The 16,706-nt window shown below is 73.0% G+C and carries 13 protein-coding genes; 6 read left to right on the forward strand and 7 right to left on the reverse strand.

Annotated features, from left to right (window positions below; translation table 11 throughout):
- Positions 1 to 8: 8 nt before the first annotated feature.
- The 5 genes from IE329_RS06720 to IE329_RS06740 form a co-directional block, all read right to left on the reverse strand.
- Positions 9 to 1,115 carry a DUF475 domain-containing protein gene (locus IE329_RS06720; protein ID WP_190209898.1) on the reverse strand — a complete coding sequence of 369 codons (1,107 nt, stop codon included), beginning with the start codon at positions 1,113 to 1,115 and terminating at the stop codon, positions 9 to 11.
- 139 nt (positions 1,116 to 1,254) lie between these two features.
- Positions 1,255 to 1,830, reverse strand: a complete 576-nt coding sequence (locus IE329_RS06725) for a TerD family protein (RefSeq protein ID WP_190209899.1) — start codon at positions 1,828 to 1,830, stop codon at positions 1,255 to 1,257.
- 296 nt (positions 1,831 to 2,126) lie between these two features.
- Positions 2,127 to 2,702, reverse strand: a complete 576-nt coding sequence (locus tag IE329_RS06730; RefSeq protein ID WP_073927552.1) for a TerD family protein — start codon at positions 2,700 to 2,702, stop codon at positions 2,127 to 2,129.
- A 220-nt stretch (positions 2,703 to 2,922) separates the two neighbouring features.
- A complete protein-coding gene (locus IE329_RS06735) occupies positions 2,923 to 3,381 on the reverse strand; it encodes a peroxiredoxin (RefSeq protein WP_190209900.1) in 459 nt (152 codons plus the stop codon).
- Positions 3,382 to 3,611: 230 nt separating this feature from the next.
- Complete coding sequence (locus IE329_RS06740; protein WP_073927554.1) at positions 3,612 to 4,049, reverse strand: DUF3052 domain-containing protein; 438 nt, start codon at positions 4,047 to 4,049, stop codon at positions 3,612 to 3,614.
- 607 nt (positions 4,050 to 4,656) lie between these two features.
- On the opposite strand from IE329_RS06740, the gene aceE reads away from it, so the two are divergent.
- Entirely contained in the window at positions 4,657 to 7,407 is a 2,751-nt protein-coding gene (aceE, locus tag IE329_RS06745) for a pyruvate dehydrogenase (acetyl-transferring), homodimeric type (RefSeq protein WP_190209901.1), read from the forward strand.
- A gap of 148 nt (positions 7,408 to 7,555) precedes the next feature.
- Positions 7,556 to 8,884 (forward strand): cryptochrome/photolyase family protein, encoded by a 1,329-nt coding sequence (locus IE329_RS06750; RefSeq protein WP_190209902.1) that lies wholly within the window; start codon positions 7,556 to 7,558, stop codon positions 8,882 to 8,884.
- Between the two features lie 76 nt (positions 8,885 to 8,960).
- Here the strand turns inward: IE329_RS06750 and wsfD are convergent, their stop codons facing one another.
- Positions 8,961 to 10,541, reverse strand: coding sequence for a glycan biosynthesis hexose transferase WsfD (gene wsfD, locus IE329_RS06755; RefSeq protein WP_190209903.1), 1,581 nt, complete (start codon positions 10,539 to 10,541; stop codon positions 8,961 to 8,963).
- 230 nt (positions 10,542 to 10,771) lie between these two features.
- The gene (locus IE329_RS06760) at positions 10,772 to 12,379 is read right to left on the reverse strand and encodes an MFS transporter (protein ID WP_190209904.1); all 1,608 of its coding nucleotides are present in this window, start codon (positions 12,377 to 12,379) and stop codon (positions 10,772 to 10,774) included.
- A 218-nt stretch (positions 12,380 to 12,597) separates the two neighbouring features.
- On the opposite strand from IE329_RS06760, the gene IE329_RS06765 reads away from it, so the two are divergent.
- The 4 genes from IE329_RS06765 (at position 12,598) to IE329_RS06780 (ending at position 16,614) form a co-directional block, all read left to right on the forward strand.
- The gene (locus IE329_RS06765; RefSeq protein WP_190209905.1) at positions 12,598 to 13,272 is read left to right on the forward strand and encodes a TetR family transcriptional regulator; all 675 of its coding nucleotides are present in this window, start codon (positions 12,598 to 12,600) and stop codon (positions 13,270 to 13,272) included.
- A 111-nt stretch (positions 13,273 to 13,383) separates the two neighbouring features.
- Positions 13,384 to 14,685 (forward strand): sensor histidine kinase, encoded by a 1,302-nt coding sequence (locus tag IE329_RS06770; protein WP_190209906.1) that lies wholly within the window; start codon positions 13,384 to 13,386, stop codon positions 14,683 to 14,685.
- Positions 14,682 to 15,353 (forward strand): response regulator, encoded by a 672-nt coding sequence (locus tag IE329_RS06775; RefSeq protein ID WP_190209907.1) that lies wholly within the window; start codon positions 14,682 to 14,684, stop codon positions 15,351 to 15,353. The genes IE329_RS06770 and IE329_RS06775 overlap by 4 nt, the downstream gene beginning before the upstream one ends.
- A gap of 130 nt (positions 15,354 to 15,483) precedes the next feature.
- Positions 15,484 to 16,614 carry an alpha/beta hydrolase gene (locus tag IE329_RS06780; RefSeq protein WP_190209908.1) on the forward strand — a complete coding sequence of 377 codons (1,131 nt, stop codon included), beginning with the start codon at positions 15,484 to 15,486 and terminating at the stop codon, positions 16,612 to 16,614.
- The last annotated feature ends 92 nt before the right edge of the window (positions 16,615 to 16,706 follow it).

Below are 16,706 nucleotides of genomic sequence, written 5' to 3' on the forward strand. Positions count from 1 at the left end.
GACCGGCCCTAGTGGGAGTTGCTGCCCACCAGTTCGGAGTCCCCGCTGCCGCCGGCCGCCGCCGCCCGGCGGTTGCGCAGGATCGACGACCCGAGGGCCAGCCCGATGAAGGCGACGCCGATCAGGCCGGTGACGATCTCCGGGATGTGGTACTCGATGCCGACCAGCAGGATGACCGCCAGCGCGCCGATCGCGTAGTGCGCGCCGTGCTCCAGGTAGACGTAGTCGTCCAGCGTGCCCTTGCGGACCAGGAAGACGGTCAGCGAGCGGATGTACATCGCGCCGATGCCGAGGCCCAAGGTGATCATGAAGATGTCCTGGGTGATGGCGAACGCGCCGACCACGCCGTCGAAGGAGAACGAGGCGTCCAGCACCTCCAGGTACATGAAGAGGAAGAACGCGGCCTTGCCGCCCACCTGCACGATGGACTTGCCGGTCTTCTCGGCCTCGGCCTCGGCCTCCTCTTCCTCCTCCAGGCCGGCCTCGAAGACGCTCGACAGGCCGTTGACCGCCAGGTAGGTGACCAGGCCCATGATGCCCGCGAGCAGCACCGTCTCGGCGTTCTCGGCGGCGAAGAAGTTGGCCGCCAGGGCCAGCGTGACCAGGGCGATGACCGAGGAGAAGGCCTCCAGCTTGCCGACCTTCTCCAGCGGCTTCTCGATCCAGCTCAGCCAGTTGAAGTCCTTCTCCTCGAAGATGAAGTCGAGGAAGATCATCAGCAGGAAGATGCCGCCGAAGGCCGCGATGGCCGGGTTGGCGGCCTCCAGGTACTGGGCGTAGGTCGACCCGTTGTAGGTCTGGTCGGAGTGCAGCGCGAGGTCGATCACGGTCGCCGGGTTGAGGTGCGCGGTGAGACCGACCACCAGCAGCGGGAAGATCAGGCGCATGCCGAAGACGGCGATCAGCACGCCGACGGTGAGGAAGATCTTCTGCCAGTACGGGTTCATCCGCTTCAGCACCGTGGCGTTGACCACCGCGTTGTCGAACGACAGGGAGATCTCCAGGATGGAGAGGATCAGCACGATGCCGAAGCCCTCGGCGCCCCAGAGCAGGCCGGCAGCGATCAGGCCGACGGCAGTGATCGCGAACGACCAGCCGAATGTGCGGAGGAACACGGGATTTGGTTACCTTTCGGGTTTCAGGGCGCATGCCACGGGTGCGGCGTCGTCCTGAGACGCCCTGACCGGGACCGGATCCCGGTCAGGTCACCCCCGCGGTGCCCCTTGTTGCTCGTTCCGAGTGATGATGAGGCCTTTACTGTACGTTTACGCCAAAATCCAGAGCAATGCCGCGCAGGCCGGAGGCATAACCCTGGCCCACCGCGCGGAACTTCCACTCCCCCTGGTAGCGGTACAGCTCACCGAAAATCATGGCGGTCTCGTTGGACGCGTCCTCGGTCAGGTCGTAACGGGCGATCTCCTGCCCGTCCAGCACGTTCACCACGCGGATGTACGCGTTGCGGACCTGGCCGAAGTTCTCCATCCGGGCCTCGGCGTCGTAGATCGACACCGCGAAGACCACCTTGTCCACGTGGGCCGGCACCAGCTCCAGGTTGACCACGACGACCTCGTCGTCGCCCTCGCCGTCACCGGTGAGGTTGTCGCCCTGGTGCTCCACCGAACCCTCGGGGCTCTTCAGGTTGTTGTAGAACACGAAGTACTCGTCGCCGAGCACCCGCCCGGCCTGGCAGAGCAGTGCGCTGGCGTCGAGGTCGAACGGCGCACCCGTGGTGGAGCGCGCGTCCCAGCCGAGCCCGATCTGCACCTGCGTCAGATTCGGCGCGGCCTTCGTCAGCGAGACGTTCCCGCCCTTGGCGAGCGTGACACTCATGACTGTTCTTCCTCCCACTCCCTGGCGGCTCCGGCCGGACGGCGGCACGACGAGGCGCATCCCAGATCTATGCCCTCGGACCCCCGAACGACCACCGGCCGCCCACTGAACTTCCTGAACTAGCAGAACCTATCAGCGCCCGGCCCGGCGCCCGCCCGGAGCGGGCCGCCCCCGGACGGCGCGGGACGGCGCGGCACGCTCCGGGCGGGCACGGGACGATCCGGGCCGGCGCCGGGACAAGACACCGCGGCCCCGCGTTCCGGGGAACGCGGGGCCGCGGCGGGAGGGCGGGCGGGTCAGACGTTCACACCGAAGTCCTGCGCGATGCCGCGCAGGCCCGAGGCGTAGCCCTGGCCGATGGCGCGGAACTTCCACTCGGCCCCGTTGCGGTACAGCTCGCCGAAGACCATCGCGGTCTCGGTCGAGGCGTCCTCGGAGAGGTCGTAGCGGGCCAGCTCCTTGTTGTCGGCCTGGTTCACGACGCGGATGAACGCGTTGCGGACCTGGCCGAAGTTCTGGGTCCGGTTCTCGGCGTCGTAGATCGACACCGGGAAGACGATCTTGGCGACGTTGGCCGGCACGGTGGCCAGGCTGACCTTGATCTGCTCGTCGTCGCCCTCGCCCTCACCGGTGAGGTTGTCACCGGTGTGCTCGACGGAGCCGTCCGGGCTCTTCAGGTTGTTGAAGAAGACGAAGTTGCCGTCCCCGTCGACCCGGCCGCCCTCGTTGCAGAGCAGCGCGCTGGCGTCCAGGTCGAAGTCCGTGCCGGTGGTGGTGCGGACGTCCCAGCCAAGGCCGACGATCACGGCGGTCAGGCCGGGGGCCTCCTTGGTGAGGGAGACATTGCCGCCCTTGCTCAGGCTGACACCCACTGGTCCTCCAAGATTCGGGAGGCACGTCGTGGTGCCCCCGCGGTGCGGTCCGAAGCGGCCGGCCTCGGCCGGTGCGCCTCTGACCTGCCAACGGCCCGATCGTAGTGCCGGGTTCCCGTCCTGCGCAGTGACCGGGCCCAACTCCTTCCGGATCGCCCTCCGGATCGCCCCGGTGACGCACCGCTGCGGGGGCCGGCTGGCCCCCGCCGGCCGCCGCGGCCTAGAGGGCGCCGAGGACCTTCAGGTACTCCTGCTCGTCGCGGGCGTCCGGCAGGCCGTTCACGACCGACCAGCGCACCGCACCGGCCTTGTCGATCACGAAGGTGCCGCGCACGGCGCAGCCCTTCTCCTCCTCGAAGACGCCGTAGGCGCGGGAGACCGCGCCGTGCGGCCAGAAGTCCGAGAGCAGCGGGTACTCCAGGCCCTCCTGGTCGCCGAAGACGCGCAGGGTGAACGGCGAGTCGCAGGAGACGGCCAGGACCTGCACGTCGTCGTTCTGCAGGCGCGGCAGCTCCTTCTGGATCGCGCACACCTCGCCGGTGCACACGCCGGTGAAGGCGAACGGGTAGAAGACCAGGACGACGTTCTTCTCGCCCTGGAAGTCGGAGAGCCTGACCAGCTCGCCGTGCTGGTTCTTGAGCTCGAAATCCGGAGCCTGGGTGCCGACCTCGATGGCCATGATGCGGACCTTTCTGAACGCGACGTGGCCGCTCTGCGGGCGCGGCCGAGCCACATCCTTGCATCCGTCCGGGGCAATTAGGCCGAACGGGTGAGCGAGCTCGGGCCCCGGCCCACCGCTTTCGCCCTCGGCGAACAACTCGCCCGGCGACACCTACAGGCCCGCGCCGGGAACGAGCGGGCCCCGCTGGAGAAAACTCCAGCGGGGCCCGCTCCAGGCTTCTCCGGCGCTCAGCGCTTGCCCGACTTCGCCGCCTTCGGGGTCGCCAGACGGGTGCCGGCCCAGTCCTTGGCGACCGCCACCGAGCTCGTCTGGGAGAGACCGGCGGTCTTGGCGGCGTCCGCGATCTCATGGGCCTCGACGTGCCCGTCACGGCCCGTCTTGGGGGTCAGCAGCCACACCAGGCCGCCGTCGGCCAGGTATTCCTGGGCGTCGACGAGGGCATCGGTGAGATCCCCGTCCTCCTCGCGGTGCCACAGCAGAACGGCGTCGGCGACGTCGTCGTAGTCCTCGTCGACGAGATCCGTACCGGTGATCTCCTCAATGCCTTCGCGGAGATCCTGGTCAGTGTCATCGTCGTACCCGAGCTCCTGGACGATCTGGCCTTCTTCGAAGCCCAGACGGTGCGCCGGGTTGGACTTGTCCGCGGGGTCCGCGGTCGCGCTCACGGGAATAACCTCCAGTATTCGGCTCGGCATCCATGCCGAGGCTTGGCCGTAGTCCACACGGGCGCGGCGGTTCGCGCAAGTACCCGGCCCCCGATCCCACCCAAAGGTTGACGACTTGTGGCAAGACACGCCGCTGGACGTGTCGGTAATCACACCCATTTGCCCATGTCTGCACCGGTCGGCCGGGCCGCCCGGGACCCTCGCGGGGGTGGCGGTCGCAGGCACCCGACCGGCGTACACGGGGCGCACGCCTGCCCGAGATACGAACGGCATTCGGAACCGGTGTACCTGCGGGCGTAGAGTCTCCTGTTGGCCCTCAGCCCGACCGCCCGCCCATCGGACGGAAGGGTGCCTGGAGGCCTGGAGAGCCTGTACCCCCGAATCGGGAGTGCAGGCACAGCAGGCACAGCAGGTAAAGGTCGGACCACCTCTTCGTAACTCCCGGGGGTGCGCGAGCCAGGCAACGGAGCCTGCCGCACACCTCATGACCGGCCCGCCCACCAGGCGGAACGGTTACCCATCGGTAGAGATGACGGCTCTCCGAGTTTCGGTACACGATGGAGGCGGCGCGACACACCTCAGTTTCGACCGACAGTGAAGGAACAGCGTGGCTTCCGGATCCGATCGCAACCCGATCATCATTGGCGGCCTTCCGAGTCAGGTCCCGGACTTCGATCCCGAGGAGACCGCGGAATGGCTGGAGTCGCTTGACGCGGCCATCGACGAGCGGGGGCGCGAGCGTGCCCGTTACTTGATGCTCCGCCTGATCGAGCGCGCCCGCGAGAAGCGTGTCGCCGTGCCCGAGATGCGCAGCACGGACTACGTCAACACCATCGCGACCAAGGACGAGCCCTTCTTCCCCGGCAACGAGGAGATCGAGCGCAAGGTCCTCAACGCGACCCGCTGGAACGCGGCCGTGATGGTCTCCCGGGCCCAGCGCCCGGGTATCGGCGTCGGTGGCCACATCGCCACCTTCGCCTCGTCCGCGTCGCTGTACGACGTGGGCTTCAACTACTTCTTCCGGGGCAAGGACGCGGACGGCGAGTCCGGCGACCAGATCTTCTTCCAGGGCCACGCCTCCCCCGGCATCTACGCCCGCGCCTTCCTCCTGGACCGGCTCACCGAGCAGCAGCTCGACGCCTTCCGCCAGGAGAAGTCGAAGGCGCCGTACGGCCTGTCCAGCTACCCGCACCCGCGGCTGATGCCGGACTTCTGGGAGTTCCCGACCGTCTCGATGGGCCTCGGCCCGCTCGGTGCGATCTACCAGGCGCGGATGAACCGCTACCTGGAGCACCGCGGCATCAAGGACACCTCCGACTCGCACGTGTACGCCTTCCTCGGCGACGGCGAGATGGACGAGCCGGAGTCGCTCGGCCAGCTGTCGCTGGCGGCGCGCGAGGGCCTGGACAACCTGACCTTCGTCGTCAACTGCAACCTGCAGCGCCTCGACGGCCCGGTCCGCGGCAACGGCAAGATCATCCAGGAGCTGGAGTCGCAGTTCCGCGGCGCCGGCTGGAACGTGATCAAGCTCATCTGGGACCGCAGCTGGGACCCGCTGCTCGCCCAGGACCGCGACGGCGTCCTGGTCAACAAGCTGAACACCACGGTGGACGGCCAGTTCCAGACCTACGCCACCGAGACCGGCGGCTACATCCGCGACCACTTCTTCGGCGGTGACCTGCGGCTGCGCAAGATGGTCGAGGACATGACCGACCAGCAGATCCAGCACCTGGGTCGCGGCGGCCACGACCACGCCAAGGTCTACGCGGCGTTCAAGGCGGCCCGCGAGCACACCGGCCAGCCGACGGTCATCCTCGCCCAGACCGTCAAGGGCTGGACGCTCGGTCCGAACTTCGAGGGCCGCAACGCGACCCACCAGATGAAGAAGCTGACGACCGAGGACCTCAAGCGCTTCCGCGACCGGCTGCACCTGCCGATCACGGACAAGCAGCTCGACGAGGGCTACCCGCCCTACTACCACCCGGGCAAGGACTCCGAAGAGATCCAGTACATGCACGACCGCCGCAAGGAGCTGGGCGGCTACATGCCGACCCGCAAGGTGCGGCCGCGCAAGCTGGAGCTCCCGGGCGACGAGGCCTACAAGGCGGTCAAGAAGGGGTCCGGCAACCAGACCATCGCCACCACCATGGCGTTCGTCCGGGTGCTGAAGGACCTCATGCGGGACAAGGGCATCGGCAACCGGTTCGTGCCGATCGCGCCCGACGAGTACCGCACCTTCGGCATGGACTCGCTCTTCCCGTCGGCGAAGATCTACAACCCGCTCGGCCAGACCTACGAGTCGGTCGACCGTGATCTGCTGCTCGCCTACAAGGAGTCCCCGAAGGGCCAGATGCTGCACGACGGCATCTCCGAGGCGGGTTGCACCGCCTCGCTGATCGCCGCCGGTTCGTCGTACGCGACGCACGGCGAGCCGCTGATCCCGGTGTACGTCTTCTACTCGATGTTCGGGTTCCAGCGCACCGGCGACCAGTTCTGGCAGATGGCGGACCAGCTGGCCCGCGGCTTCGTGATCGGCGCCACCGCCGGCCGCACCACCCTCACCGGTGAGGGCCTGCAGCACGCCGACGGCCACTCGCAGCTGCTCGCCTCGACCAACCCGGGCGTCGTCGCGTACGACCCCGCGTACGGCTTCGAGATCGCGCACATCATGCAGGACGGCATCCGCCGGATGTACGGCTCCAGCGCCGAGCACCCGCACGGCGAGGACGTCTTCTACTACATCACGGTGTACAACGAGCCGATCAAGATGCCGGCCGAGCCGGAGAACGTCGACGTCGAGGGCATCCTCAAGGGTCTGCACCGGTACGCCCCGGCGACCGCCGGCCAGATCCCGGCCCAGATCCTCGCCTCCGGCGTGGCGGTGCCGTGGGCCCTGGAGGCCCAGCGCATCCTCGCCGAGGAGTGGAACGTCAAGGCCGACGTCTGGTCGGCGACCTCCTGGAACGAGCTGCGCCGCGACGCGGTGGAGACCGAGGAGTTCAACCTGCTGCACCCGGAGGAGCCGCAGCGCGTCCCGTACGTGACGCGCAAGCTCACCGGTGCCGAGGGCCCGTTCGTCGCCGTGTCCGACTGGATGCGCGCCGTGCCGGACCAGATCTCGCGCTGGGTCCCGGGCCAGTGGCAGTCGCTGGGTGCGGACGGCTTCGGCTTCGCCGACACCCGTGGTGCCGCGCGCCGCTTCTTCCACATCGACGCCCAGTCGGTGGTCCTGAGCGTGCTCACCGAGCTCGCCAAGCAGGGCAAGGTCGACCGCAGTGCGCTGAAGGAGGCGATCGACCGCTACCAGCTGCTCGACGTCGCCTCCGCCGACCCGGGCGCCGCCGGCGGCGACGCCTGATCCGGTAGCTCCAACAGGCCGTACGAGGGCCGGACTCCCTTCGGGGGGGTCCGGCCCTTCGGCATGCACCCGCCCGCACTGGTGTTCGCCGGGCGACGGCCGGGCGTGTCGGCCCGGGCGGCCGGCGCCGCGGCGGTAGCCATGAGGCATGTCCGTCTCCATCGCGCTCTTCACCCAGGACCTCCGGCTGCACGACAACCCCGTGCTCCGGGCCGCCCTCGCCGACGCCGACGAGGTGGTGCCGCTGTTCGTCCTGGACGACGGCGTGGCCGCCACCGGCTTCGCCGTCCCCAACCGGTCCGCCTTCCTCGCCGGCTGCCTGGCCGACCTCGACGCCGGCCTGCGCTCCCGGGGCGGGCGGCTGGTGCTGCGGCGCGGCGCGGTGGCCGCCGAGACCGCCCGGCTGGCGGCCGCCACCGGCGCGGTGTCGGTGCACGTCGCCGCCGGCGTGAGCGGCTTCGCCCAACGCCGGGAGAGCGCCCTGCGCGAGGCCCTCGGCGGCCGGCTGCGGGTGCACGACGCGGTGCTGACCGCCCTGGCCCCCGGCGCCGTCACCCCCGCCGGCAAGGATCACTACGCCGTCTTCACCCCGTACCTGCGGGCCTGGCGGGCCGCCCAGCGGCGGCACCCGGTGGCCGCGCCGCGCGCCGTACGGGTGCCGGCGGACGTGCCGGACGGCGTACCCGGCGGCGCGCTGCCGGACGTCCGCCCGGACTCACCCGGGCTGCCCGCCGGCGGCGAGAGCGCCGGCCGCGCCCGCTGGTCGGCCTGGCAGGTCGACCGGTACGAGGAGGTGCACGACGACCTGGAGGGCGACGGCACCTCCCGGCTCTCCCCCTACCTGCACTTCGGCTGCCTCTCGGCCGCCGAACTGGTCGCGCTGGCCGAGCGGCGCGGCGGCCCGGGTGCGGAGGCCTTCGTCCGGCAGCTGGTCTGGCGCGACTTCCACCACCAGGTGCTCGCCGCCCGCCCGGACGCCGCGCACGCCGACTACCGGCCGCACGACGACCGCTGGCACCGGGACGAGGCGGAGCTGGCCGCCTGGAAGGCCGGCCGGACCGGCTACCCGATCGTCGACGCCGGGATGCGCCAGCTCGCCCACGAGGGCTGGATGCACAACCGGGCCCGGCTGCTCACCGCCTGCTTCCTCGCCAAGACCCTCTACCTGGACTGGCGGGCGGGCGCGGCGCACTTCCTCTCCCTGCTGGTCGACGGCGACGTGGCCAACAACCAGCTGAACTGGCAGTGGGTGGCGGGCACCGGCACCGACACCCGCCCCAACCGGGTGCTCAACCCGCTCACCCAGGCCAAGCGCTTCGACCCGGACGGGGCGTACGTCCGCCGCTGGGTCCCGGAGCTGGCGCACGTCCCCGGGGCCGCGGTGCACCAGCCCTGGCTGCTCGCCGAACGGCCGGACTACCCGGCGCCGCTGGTCGGGCTCGACACCGGCCGGTTCCAGCAGGGCCGCGGCCGGTAGCGCGGGCCGGGGCCGGGCCCGGCCGGCGGTGGTCTCCGGGGCCCGTACGGCGGGGCGGTCTCCGGAGACCGTACGGCTAGGCCCGGCCCGGCTGGCGCCGGGCCTGCTCCTGCTCGTGCTCCTGCGCCCCGGCCGGCTCCTGCCGCGGTGGCGGCAGCGCACCCCCGCCGGCCGCCCCCGGGCGGGGCGCGCAGCAGAGCCCGGCCGCGGCCAGCACCAGGACCAGCCCGGCCGCACAGATCGCGAACACCTGGTGCTTGACGCCCTCGACCGCCTCGCCGTACGCGGCGGTGAGGAACTGGACGGCCGTGACGCCGGCCAGGCAGAGCACCGCCGACGCGAACGCCCGCCGGGCCGGGTGGTGCCGCAGGGCGCGGAGCCGGCCGGCCGCCCCCGCGCCGAGGCCGAGCACCAGCAGCAGCAGGGGGCCGCCGCCCAGCAGGCGCAGCAGGGTGCCGAAGACCGCCAGCCGGGACTCCTGGGAGCCGGCCGGCTCCCCCGCGCCCACCGGGTACGAGCCCAGGTAGCCGGGCCGGGCGGCGCCGAAGTCCTCCACCGCCCCGAGCGCGATGCCGGCGGCGACGTCCGGGTGGTGCAGCAGGAACCGGGCGACGGTGGGGTAGGTCATCCGGCCGCGCACCCCGGGCCAGCGCGGGTCGTTCTGCGGCGGGTCCGCCGACCACCAGCTGCGACCGGCGTACTGCGCGAAGTCGGCGGGCAGTCCCAGCTCGACGGCGGCGGCCGCCGGGTCGTCGGCCGCGCCGAGCAGGCCGACGAAGACCACCTCGGTCGGGTTGATCACCTTGAACGGCTCCGGCTGCCACTGGGCGGCGGCCGCCCCGGTCGCCACGATCAGGGCGGCCGCGCAGCACGGCAGCACCCGCCCCGCCCAGGCCCTGGCCGCCCGCGCCGGGGGGACGTGCGCGAACAGCAGCAGGGCCGCGAACGGCAACGCCATCGTCACCGCCTGGGTCTTCGAGGCGACCGCCAGCACCGCGCCCGCCGTGAGGACCAGCAGGCCGGCCCGCCGCGCCCGCGGGGAGCCGCCCAGGTGGGTCGCCCCCGCGGCCGCCAGCAGGATGCCGAGCAGTCCGGCGGTCTCGCTGTAGGGCGAGGCGGCGTAGCCCGCGAAGATGCTGTCCCCGACCACCAGGAACAGGGCCAGGCAGATCAGCGAGCGCGTGGGCAGGCCGCCGCGGAGCGCGGCCGCGAACACCCCGACGGCCAGGCCGGCCAGCAGGCAGAAGAGCACCGCCAGCGCCCGGAGGTCGACCTCGCCGGGCAGCCCGAGCCAGTGCCCGAGCGGCCGCGCCAGCCGCAGCAGCACCGCCGCGCTGCTGCGGTAGCCGCCCGCCGGCTCGCACTCGCCCGGCTGCGCCCGGACGTAGCCGAAGTTGACGTACGCCCACCAGGGGGCGGAGCCCGGGTCGACCTGCACGACGCTGTCCAGCGCGCACATCCGCCGCGGGCCGTCGCCGTTGTCGGCCAGGCCGATCGGACCGGGCAGGAAGATCCGCGCGGCCATCAGCGCCGTCGCGGCGGCTCCGGCTGCGACGGCGAACACCCCGGGCCGCCCGAGGAGCCGGGCCGCGCGGCCCGGCGCCGGCGGGGCGGGAGCGGGCGGCGGGTCCACGACGACGGCGTGCTGGCTGGTCATGCGGACAGCCCACCGCGCACCCGGGCGGCGGGCAAGGCGCCACACCCTCGGCGGCCGGGTGATTCCGCCGGCCCGCCCGCACCGGGGCGGGCCGGCGGCACCGGCGCGGGTCCGTCCCCCCGGCCGGGCCGGCCGACGGCGAGGCCCCTGCCGCCGGGAGGACGTCAGGGGCCGGGTGCCGGGGCCACGGATCGAGGCCCGCGGGATCAGCGGGACCGGCCGGGCCGGACTCAGATGTGCACGGCCGGGCCGGTGTCGGTGGTGCCGCGCCGGGTCAGCAGGCCGAGCAGGGCCGCCACGAAGGCCACCACGGCGGCGACCGCGAAGGCCAGCGACATCCCGCTGACGAAGGAGTCGTGGACGGCCGTCGCCATCGCGTCCACCACCTGCTGCGGGGTGCCCGGGGCGGGCGGCGGCGCGATGCCCAGCTGGGCGGCCTGCTCCAGGCCCTGGGCCTGGGCGCCCTCGACCGGCGGCAGCCCGGCCGCGGCCCAGTTGCCCGGCAGCACGTCGGTGACCTTGGCGGCCATCAGCGCGCCCAGCACGGCGGTGCCGAGGCTGCCGCCGACCTGCATCGCGGCCTGCTGGAGGCCGCCCGCCACGCCGGACAGCTCCAGCGGGGCGTTGCCGACGATCACCTCGGTGGCGCCGACCAGGACGGGGCTGATGCCCAGGCCCATCAGCACGAACCAGAGCGACATCACGCCGCTGCCGGAGCCGGCGTCCAGGGTGGACATGCCGTACATCGCGACGGAGGTGAGCACCATGCCGACCACGATCGGGATCCGCGGGCCGACCCGGCCGATCGCGGCGCCCGCGGCGGGGGCGCCGACGATCATCATGCCGGTCATCGGGAGCAGGTGGACACCGGCGTCGACCGGCGACATCCCGTGCACGTTCTGCAGGTAGAAGGTCACGAAGAAGATCGCGCCGAAGAACGAGAACGCCATAAGGATCATCAGCAGGGTGCCCGCCGACAGCGGCACCGAGCGGAACAGGCTGAGCGGGATCAGCGGCTCGCGGGCGACCCGCTGCCAGAGCGCGAAGGCCACCAGCGCGAGCACCGCGCCGCCGAGGAAGAGCAGCGTGCTGGTGTCGCCCCAGCCCCAGCTCGGGGCCTTGATGATGCCCCAGACCAGCATGAACATCGCGGCCGAGAGCAGCAGGATGCCGGGGATGTCGAAGGACTTGGCGGCGTTCTCGGCCCGGACGTCCTTGAGCACCCAGATGCCGAGCAGCAGCGCCAGCAGGCCGACCGGGATGTTGATGAAGAACACCGACTGCCAGGAGACGTGCTCGACCAGCAGGCCGCCGACGATCGGTCCGGCGGCGGTGGAGGCGCCGATCACGCCGGCCCAGATGCCGATCGCCATGTTGAGCTTCTCGACCGGGAAGGCCCCCCGCAGCAGGCCGAGCGCGGCGGGCTGCAGCAGCGCGCCGAACAGGCCCTGGAGGACGCGGAAGGCGATCACCGTCTGGATGTTGCCGGCGAAGCCGATCGCGGCCGAGGAGGCGGCGAAGCCGACCGCGCCGACCAGGAAGGTCGACTTGTGGCCGAACCGGTCGCCGATCTTGCCGGCGGTGATCAGGAAGACCGCGAGGGCCAGCAGGTAGCCGCTGGTCACCCACTGGATGTCGGCCGGCGAGGCCTTGAGGTCGTTCTGGATCGCCGGGTTGGCGATCGCCACGATGGTGCCGTCCAGGGCGACCATCATGACGCCGACGGCGACGGTGAGCAGGGTCAGCCAGGGGTGGCCCTGCAGGCGCCTCCCCGCCGGGGCGGACCTGCCCGGCGGCGGGGCGTCCGCCTTCGCGTTCTTGACGACGGACTGGCTCATCTGACGGCCCTCCGGGGGGCGTTGACGACACGGAACGTTGGCGTGGCGCCGCGGGCCCACCCGTCCCCACGAGTACTGCGGCCCGGCGGACGCCACCCCCGGGAGATTATGTCAGCTCCTGACATTCGGCAAACCCTGTCTTCTGCCTATGGCTGACATTTGTCAGAGCGCTATCGTTGGCCCTGACCCCCGCCGCCCGCAGTCGGAAGGCCCCCGCCATGGCCGCGCAGCTCACGACCCCCGCCACCGACCCGGCCGCCCGGGTCGTCGGCCTGCGCGAACGCAAGAAGCAGCGCACCAGGGACGCCCTGGTCGAGGCCGCCCACCGGCTCTTCCTCCAGCAGGGCTTCGGGCACACCACGGTCGACGAGATCGCCGCCGCCGTGGACGTCTCGCAGCGCACCTTCTTCCGCTACTTCGCCAACAAGGACGAGGTCGCCCTCGCCGTGATGGCCGACGCCGAGGACTACTTCATCGAGTGCCTGCGCGGCCGCCCAGCCGGCGAGAGCCCGCTCCAGGCGCTGCGCGCCTCGATCGTCCAGTGCTGGCGCGACCTGGCCAGCAGCCGGCACGACGGGCCGAGCGGGGTGACCGCCGCACTGGAACTCATGCAGATGATCGAGGACACCCCCACGCTGCTCGCCGCCCACCTGCGCCGGATCACCGAGCAGGAGCAGGTGGTGGCCGGCCTGCTCGCCGCCCGCGAGGGCCTGGACCCGGCCGTCGACCTGCGCCCCAAGGTGATGGCGGCGGTCTTCGGCGGGGTCCTGCGCTCGGCGCACCTGGCGTGGTCCGCCCAGCCCGAGGACAGCGGGCCGGACGGCATGATCGAGCTGATCGAACGCCACTTCGACCAGCTCGGGCCGGCCCTGGCGGGCGACTGGCGGTCCTGACCCGCGGTCGCGCCTGCTCCCGGCCGGCCGGGTGTCATACCCCGGTATCACCCGCGGGACAGGCCCCCGGTCGGACGCCCGCCGCCCGCCCGGCTCCTAGGCTTGGGCGGCATGGACTCCCCGCCCACCGGACGTACCGGCCCCTCCCCCCTGGCCGCGCTGGCGACCGCCCTGGCCCGGCCGTCCCCCGACCACACCCCGCTGTTCGCCCACGCCTCCCCCCGCTGGCTGCGGTACCTGCCGTACGTCCTCGCCCTCGGCGCCGTGACGGCGCTGCTGCCCAGCTCCATCAACGTGCTGGCCGACGACTACGGCCTGAACGCCGGCCTCGCCGCCGGGCTGGCGGTGGCCCAGAGCGTCCCCCTGCTGCTCGCCGTGAGCCGCCCGCTGCCGGCCTGGTGGATCATCGGCTCGGCCCACCTGCTGACCGCCCTGCTGCTGCTCGCCGGCGGGGAGCCGACCGGCTCGGTCTGGCCCTGGCCGGCCACCTCCGTCGTCGGCTACTGCCTGCTGATGGTCCCGCTCGCCCTGCGGGAGCCCCGCCGGACCCTCCTCGCCGTCTGGCTGGCCACCGCCGCCGCCACCCTGACGCTGGCCCTGCTCGCCCCCGACGGGCGGTTCGGCGGTGACAACAGCCTGCTGGGGATCACCCTGCCGGGCGCGGTGCTGGTGCTCGGCGGCGCGCTGCGCGAGCGGGCCGAGGCCCGCCGGCTGCTGGTCGAGCAGGAGCACATCAGCGAGGCCGAACGCGGGCGCCGCACCCTGCTGGAGGAGCGCGCCCGGATCGCCCGCGAGCTGCACGACGTGGTCGCCCACCACATGTCGGTGATCGCGGTGCAGGCCGCCAGCGCGCCCTACCGGCTGACCGGCGTACCGGCCGACGCCGCCGAGGAGTTCACCGCCATCGCCGGCACCGCACGCGCCTCGCTGGCCGAGATGCGCCGGCTGCTGGGCGTGCTGCGCAGCGAGGACTCCGGCCCGGAGAAGGCCCCGCAGCCCGGCGTCGGCGACCTCGCCCGGCTGGTCGGGACGGTGGGCCGGGCCGGGGTGGACGCCGGGCTGACCGTCAGCGCGGAGGCCGCCGGGCCGCTGCCGCCCGCGGTGGACCTCTCGGCGTACCGGATCGTCCAGGAGGCGCTGGCCAACGTGGTGCGGCACGCGCCGGGCGCCGAGGCCCTGGTCTCGCTGACGGTCGAGGACGGCCGGCTGCTGGTGACGGTGGCCAACGCGGCCCCGCCGGCCCGGGTCGAGCCACTGGAGCACCCGGCGGAGGGCACCGGCCACGGCCTGGTCGGCATGCGTGAACGCGTCCGGCTGCTGGATGGCAGTCTGGACACCGGCCCGCTGCCGGACGGCGGCTTCAGGGTCGCCGCCGCACTGCCGATCGACAGCCCCGAGGAGAGCGCCGAGTGACCATCCGAGTGATCATCGCCGACGACCAGGCCATGGTGCGGGCCGGCTTCGCCGCCCTGCTGAACGCGCAGGCGGACATCGACGTGGTCGGCGACGCGGCGGACGGCGCGCAGGCCCTGGAGGTCAGCGGCCGCACCCACCCCGACGTCGTCCTGATGGACGTCCGGATGCCCGTCATGGACGGCCTGGAGGCCACCCGGCAGCTGCTCGGCCGCACCGACGGCGGGCACCGCCCCCGGGTGCTGATGCTGACCACCTTCGACGTGGACGACTACGTGTACGAGGCGCTGCGCGCCGGGGCCAGCGGCTTCCTGCTCAAGGACGCCCCGCCGGCCGACCTGATCGCCGCCGTCCGGGTGGTCGCGGCCGGCGAGGCCCTGCTCGCGCCCTCCGTCACCCGCCGGCTGATCGAGGACTTCGCCCGGACCCGGCCCGCCCCGCGCCGGGACCCGAAGCTGCGGCTCAACGGCCTGACACCGCGTGAGACCGAGGTGCTGGAGCTGATCGCCCGGGGCCTGTCCAACCAGGAGATCGCGGCCGGGCTGGTGCTCGCCGAGCAGACCGTGAAGACCCACATCGGCCGCATCCTCGCCAAGCTCGACCTGCGCGACCGCGCCCAGGCGGTGGTGCTGGCCTACGAGTCCGGGCTGGTGACGCCGGGTCAGTGACGCCCCTCCTGGCACCCGCCTGATACCCGGGTGGTACCCGGTGGTTGGCCCCGCGGTGTGACGCCCGCGGGGCCTTCGCCTTCCTACCTTCTCCCTCGTCGCACCGGACGCACGAGGGAGAAACAGAACGATGCTGCTGCGCTTCAGGCGGACGCTGGCCGCCGCCGCGATCACCGCCGTCACCCTGCTCGGCGCGGGCGGCTGGGCCGCCGCCGACTCGCAGACGCCGGTCACCGGGCCGCCGCCGGGCAGCGCCGCCTGGGTCGCCGACACCACGCTCGGCGTCCGGCTGCCCGACCCGGCCGGCGCGGCGCCCGCCGAGGTGGCGGACTTCTTCGCCGCCCTGCCGGCGGCGCAGCGGGAGGCCCTCGCCGTCCGCCACCCCCAGGTGGTGGGCAACCTGGACGGCGCGCCCGTCCCGCTGCGCTACCGGGCCAACGCGCTGGCCCTCGGCGAGGAGCTCGGCAAGGAGCGGGCCCGGGCCGGCGACCCGGCGCTGACCGGCCGGGACCACGAGGCGGCCCGGGCCCGCGCCGAGCGCTACCAGGGCCTGCTGGCCGACGGGCGGCAGATCCTCGCCTTCGACCCGCGCGGCCGGGGCACGGTCGCCGAGGTCTACGGGGACCTGGCCGGCGCCCGGCACACCGCGGTCGTGGTGCCCGGTTCCGACATCGACCTGATGAGCTTCGACCGCGCCCGGGATCCCTACGGCACGCCCGCCGGCATGGCCCGCGCCCTGTACGAGGCCACCGGCCGGACGGCCGCCGTCATCGCCTGGGCGGGCTACACGACCCCCGTCGGGGTCGGCCTGGACGCCGCCGCCGAGGACCTCGCCGAGGCCGGCGCGCAGCGGCTCGGACGGTTCCTCACCGGCCTGGCGCGGACCACCTCGCCGCAGGCACCCGCGACCGTCCTCTGCCACAGCTACGGCTCGGTGGTCTGCGGACTGGCCGCCCCCGGCCCCGCCCAGGCGTCCGGCGTGGTGGTGCTGGGCTCCCCCGGCATGGGCGTGCCGGACGCCGCCGCCCTGGACCCCCGGGTGCCGCTCTGGGCCACCGACCGCAACGGCTCGGACTGGATCGGCGACGTCCCCCACGTCTCGCTGCTGGGCCTCGGCCACGGCGCCGACCCGACCGGCGACGGCTTCGGTGCCCGGCACCTGCCCTCGACCGGATCGCACGGCCACACCGGCTACTTCGCGCCCGGCACCGTCTCGCTGGCCCGCTTCGCCGACCTCACCCTCGGCCGCCCGGCCGGCTGAACCGGCCCGGGGCCGGCCCCGCCGCCCGCCGCTCCGGGCCGACGGCACACCACGGCCCGGCACCGACCGCACCGCACCGCACCGCACCGATC

The sequence above is a fragment of the Kitasatospora indigofera genome (assembly GCF_014655955.1).
Lineage (GTDB): Bacteria > Actinomycetota > Actinomycetes > Streptomycetales > Streptomycetaceae > Kitasatospora > Kitasatospora indigofera.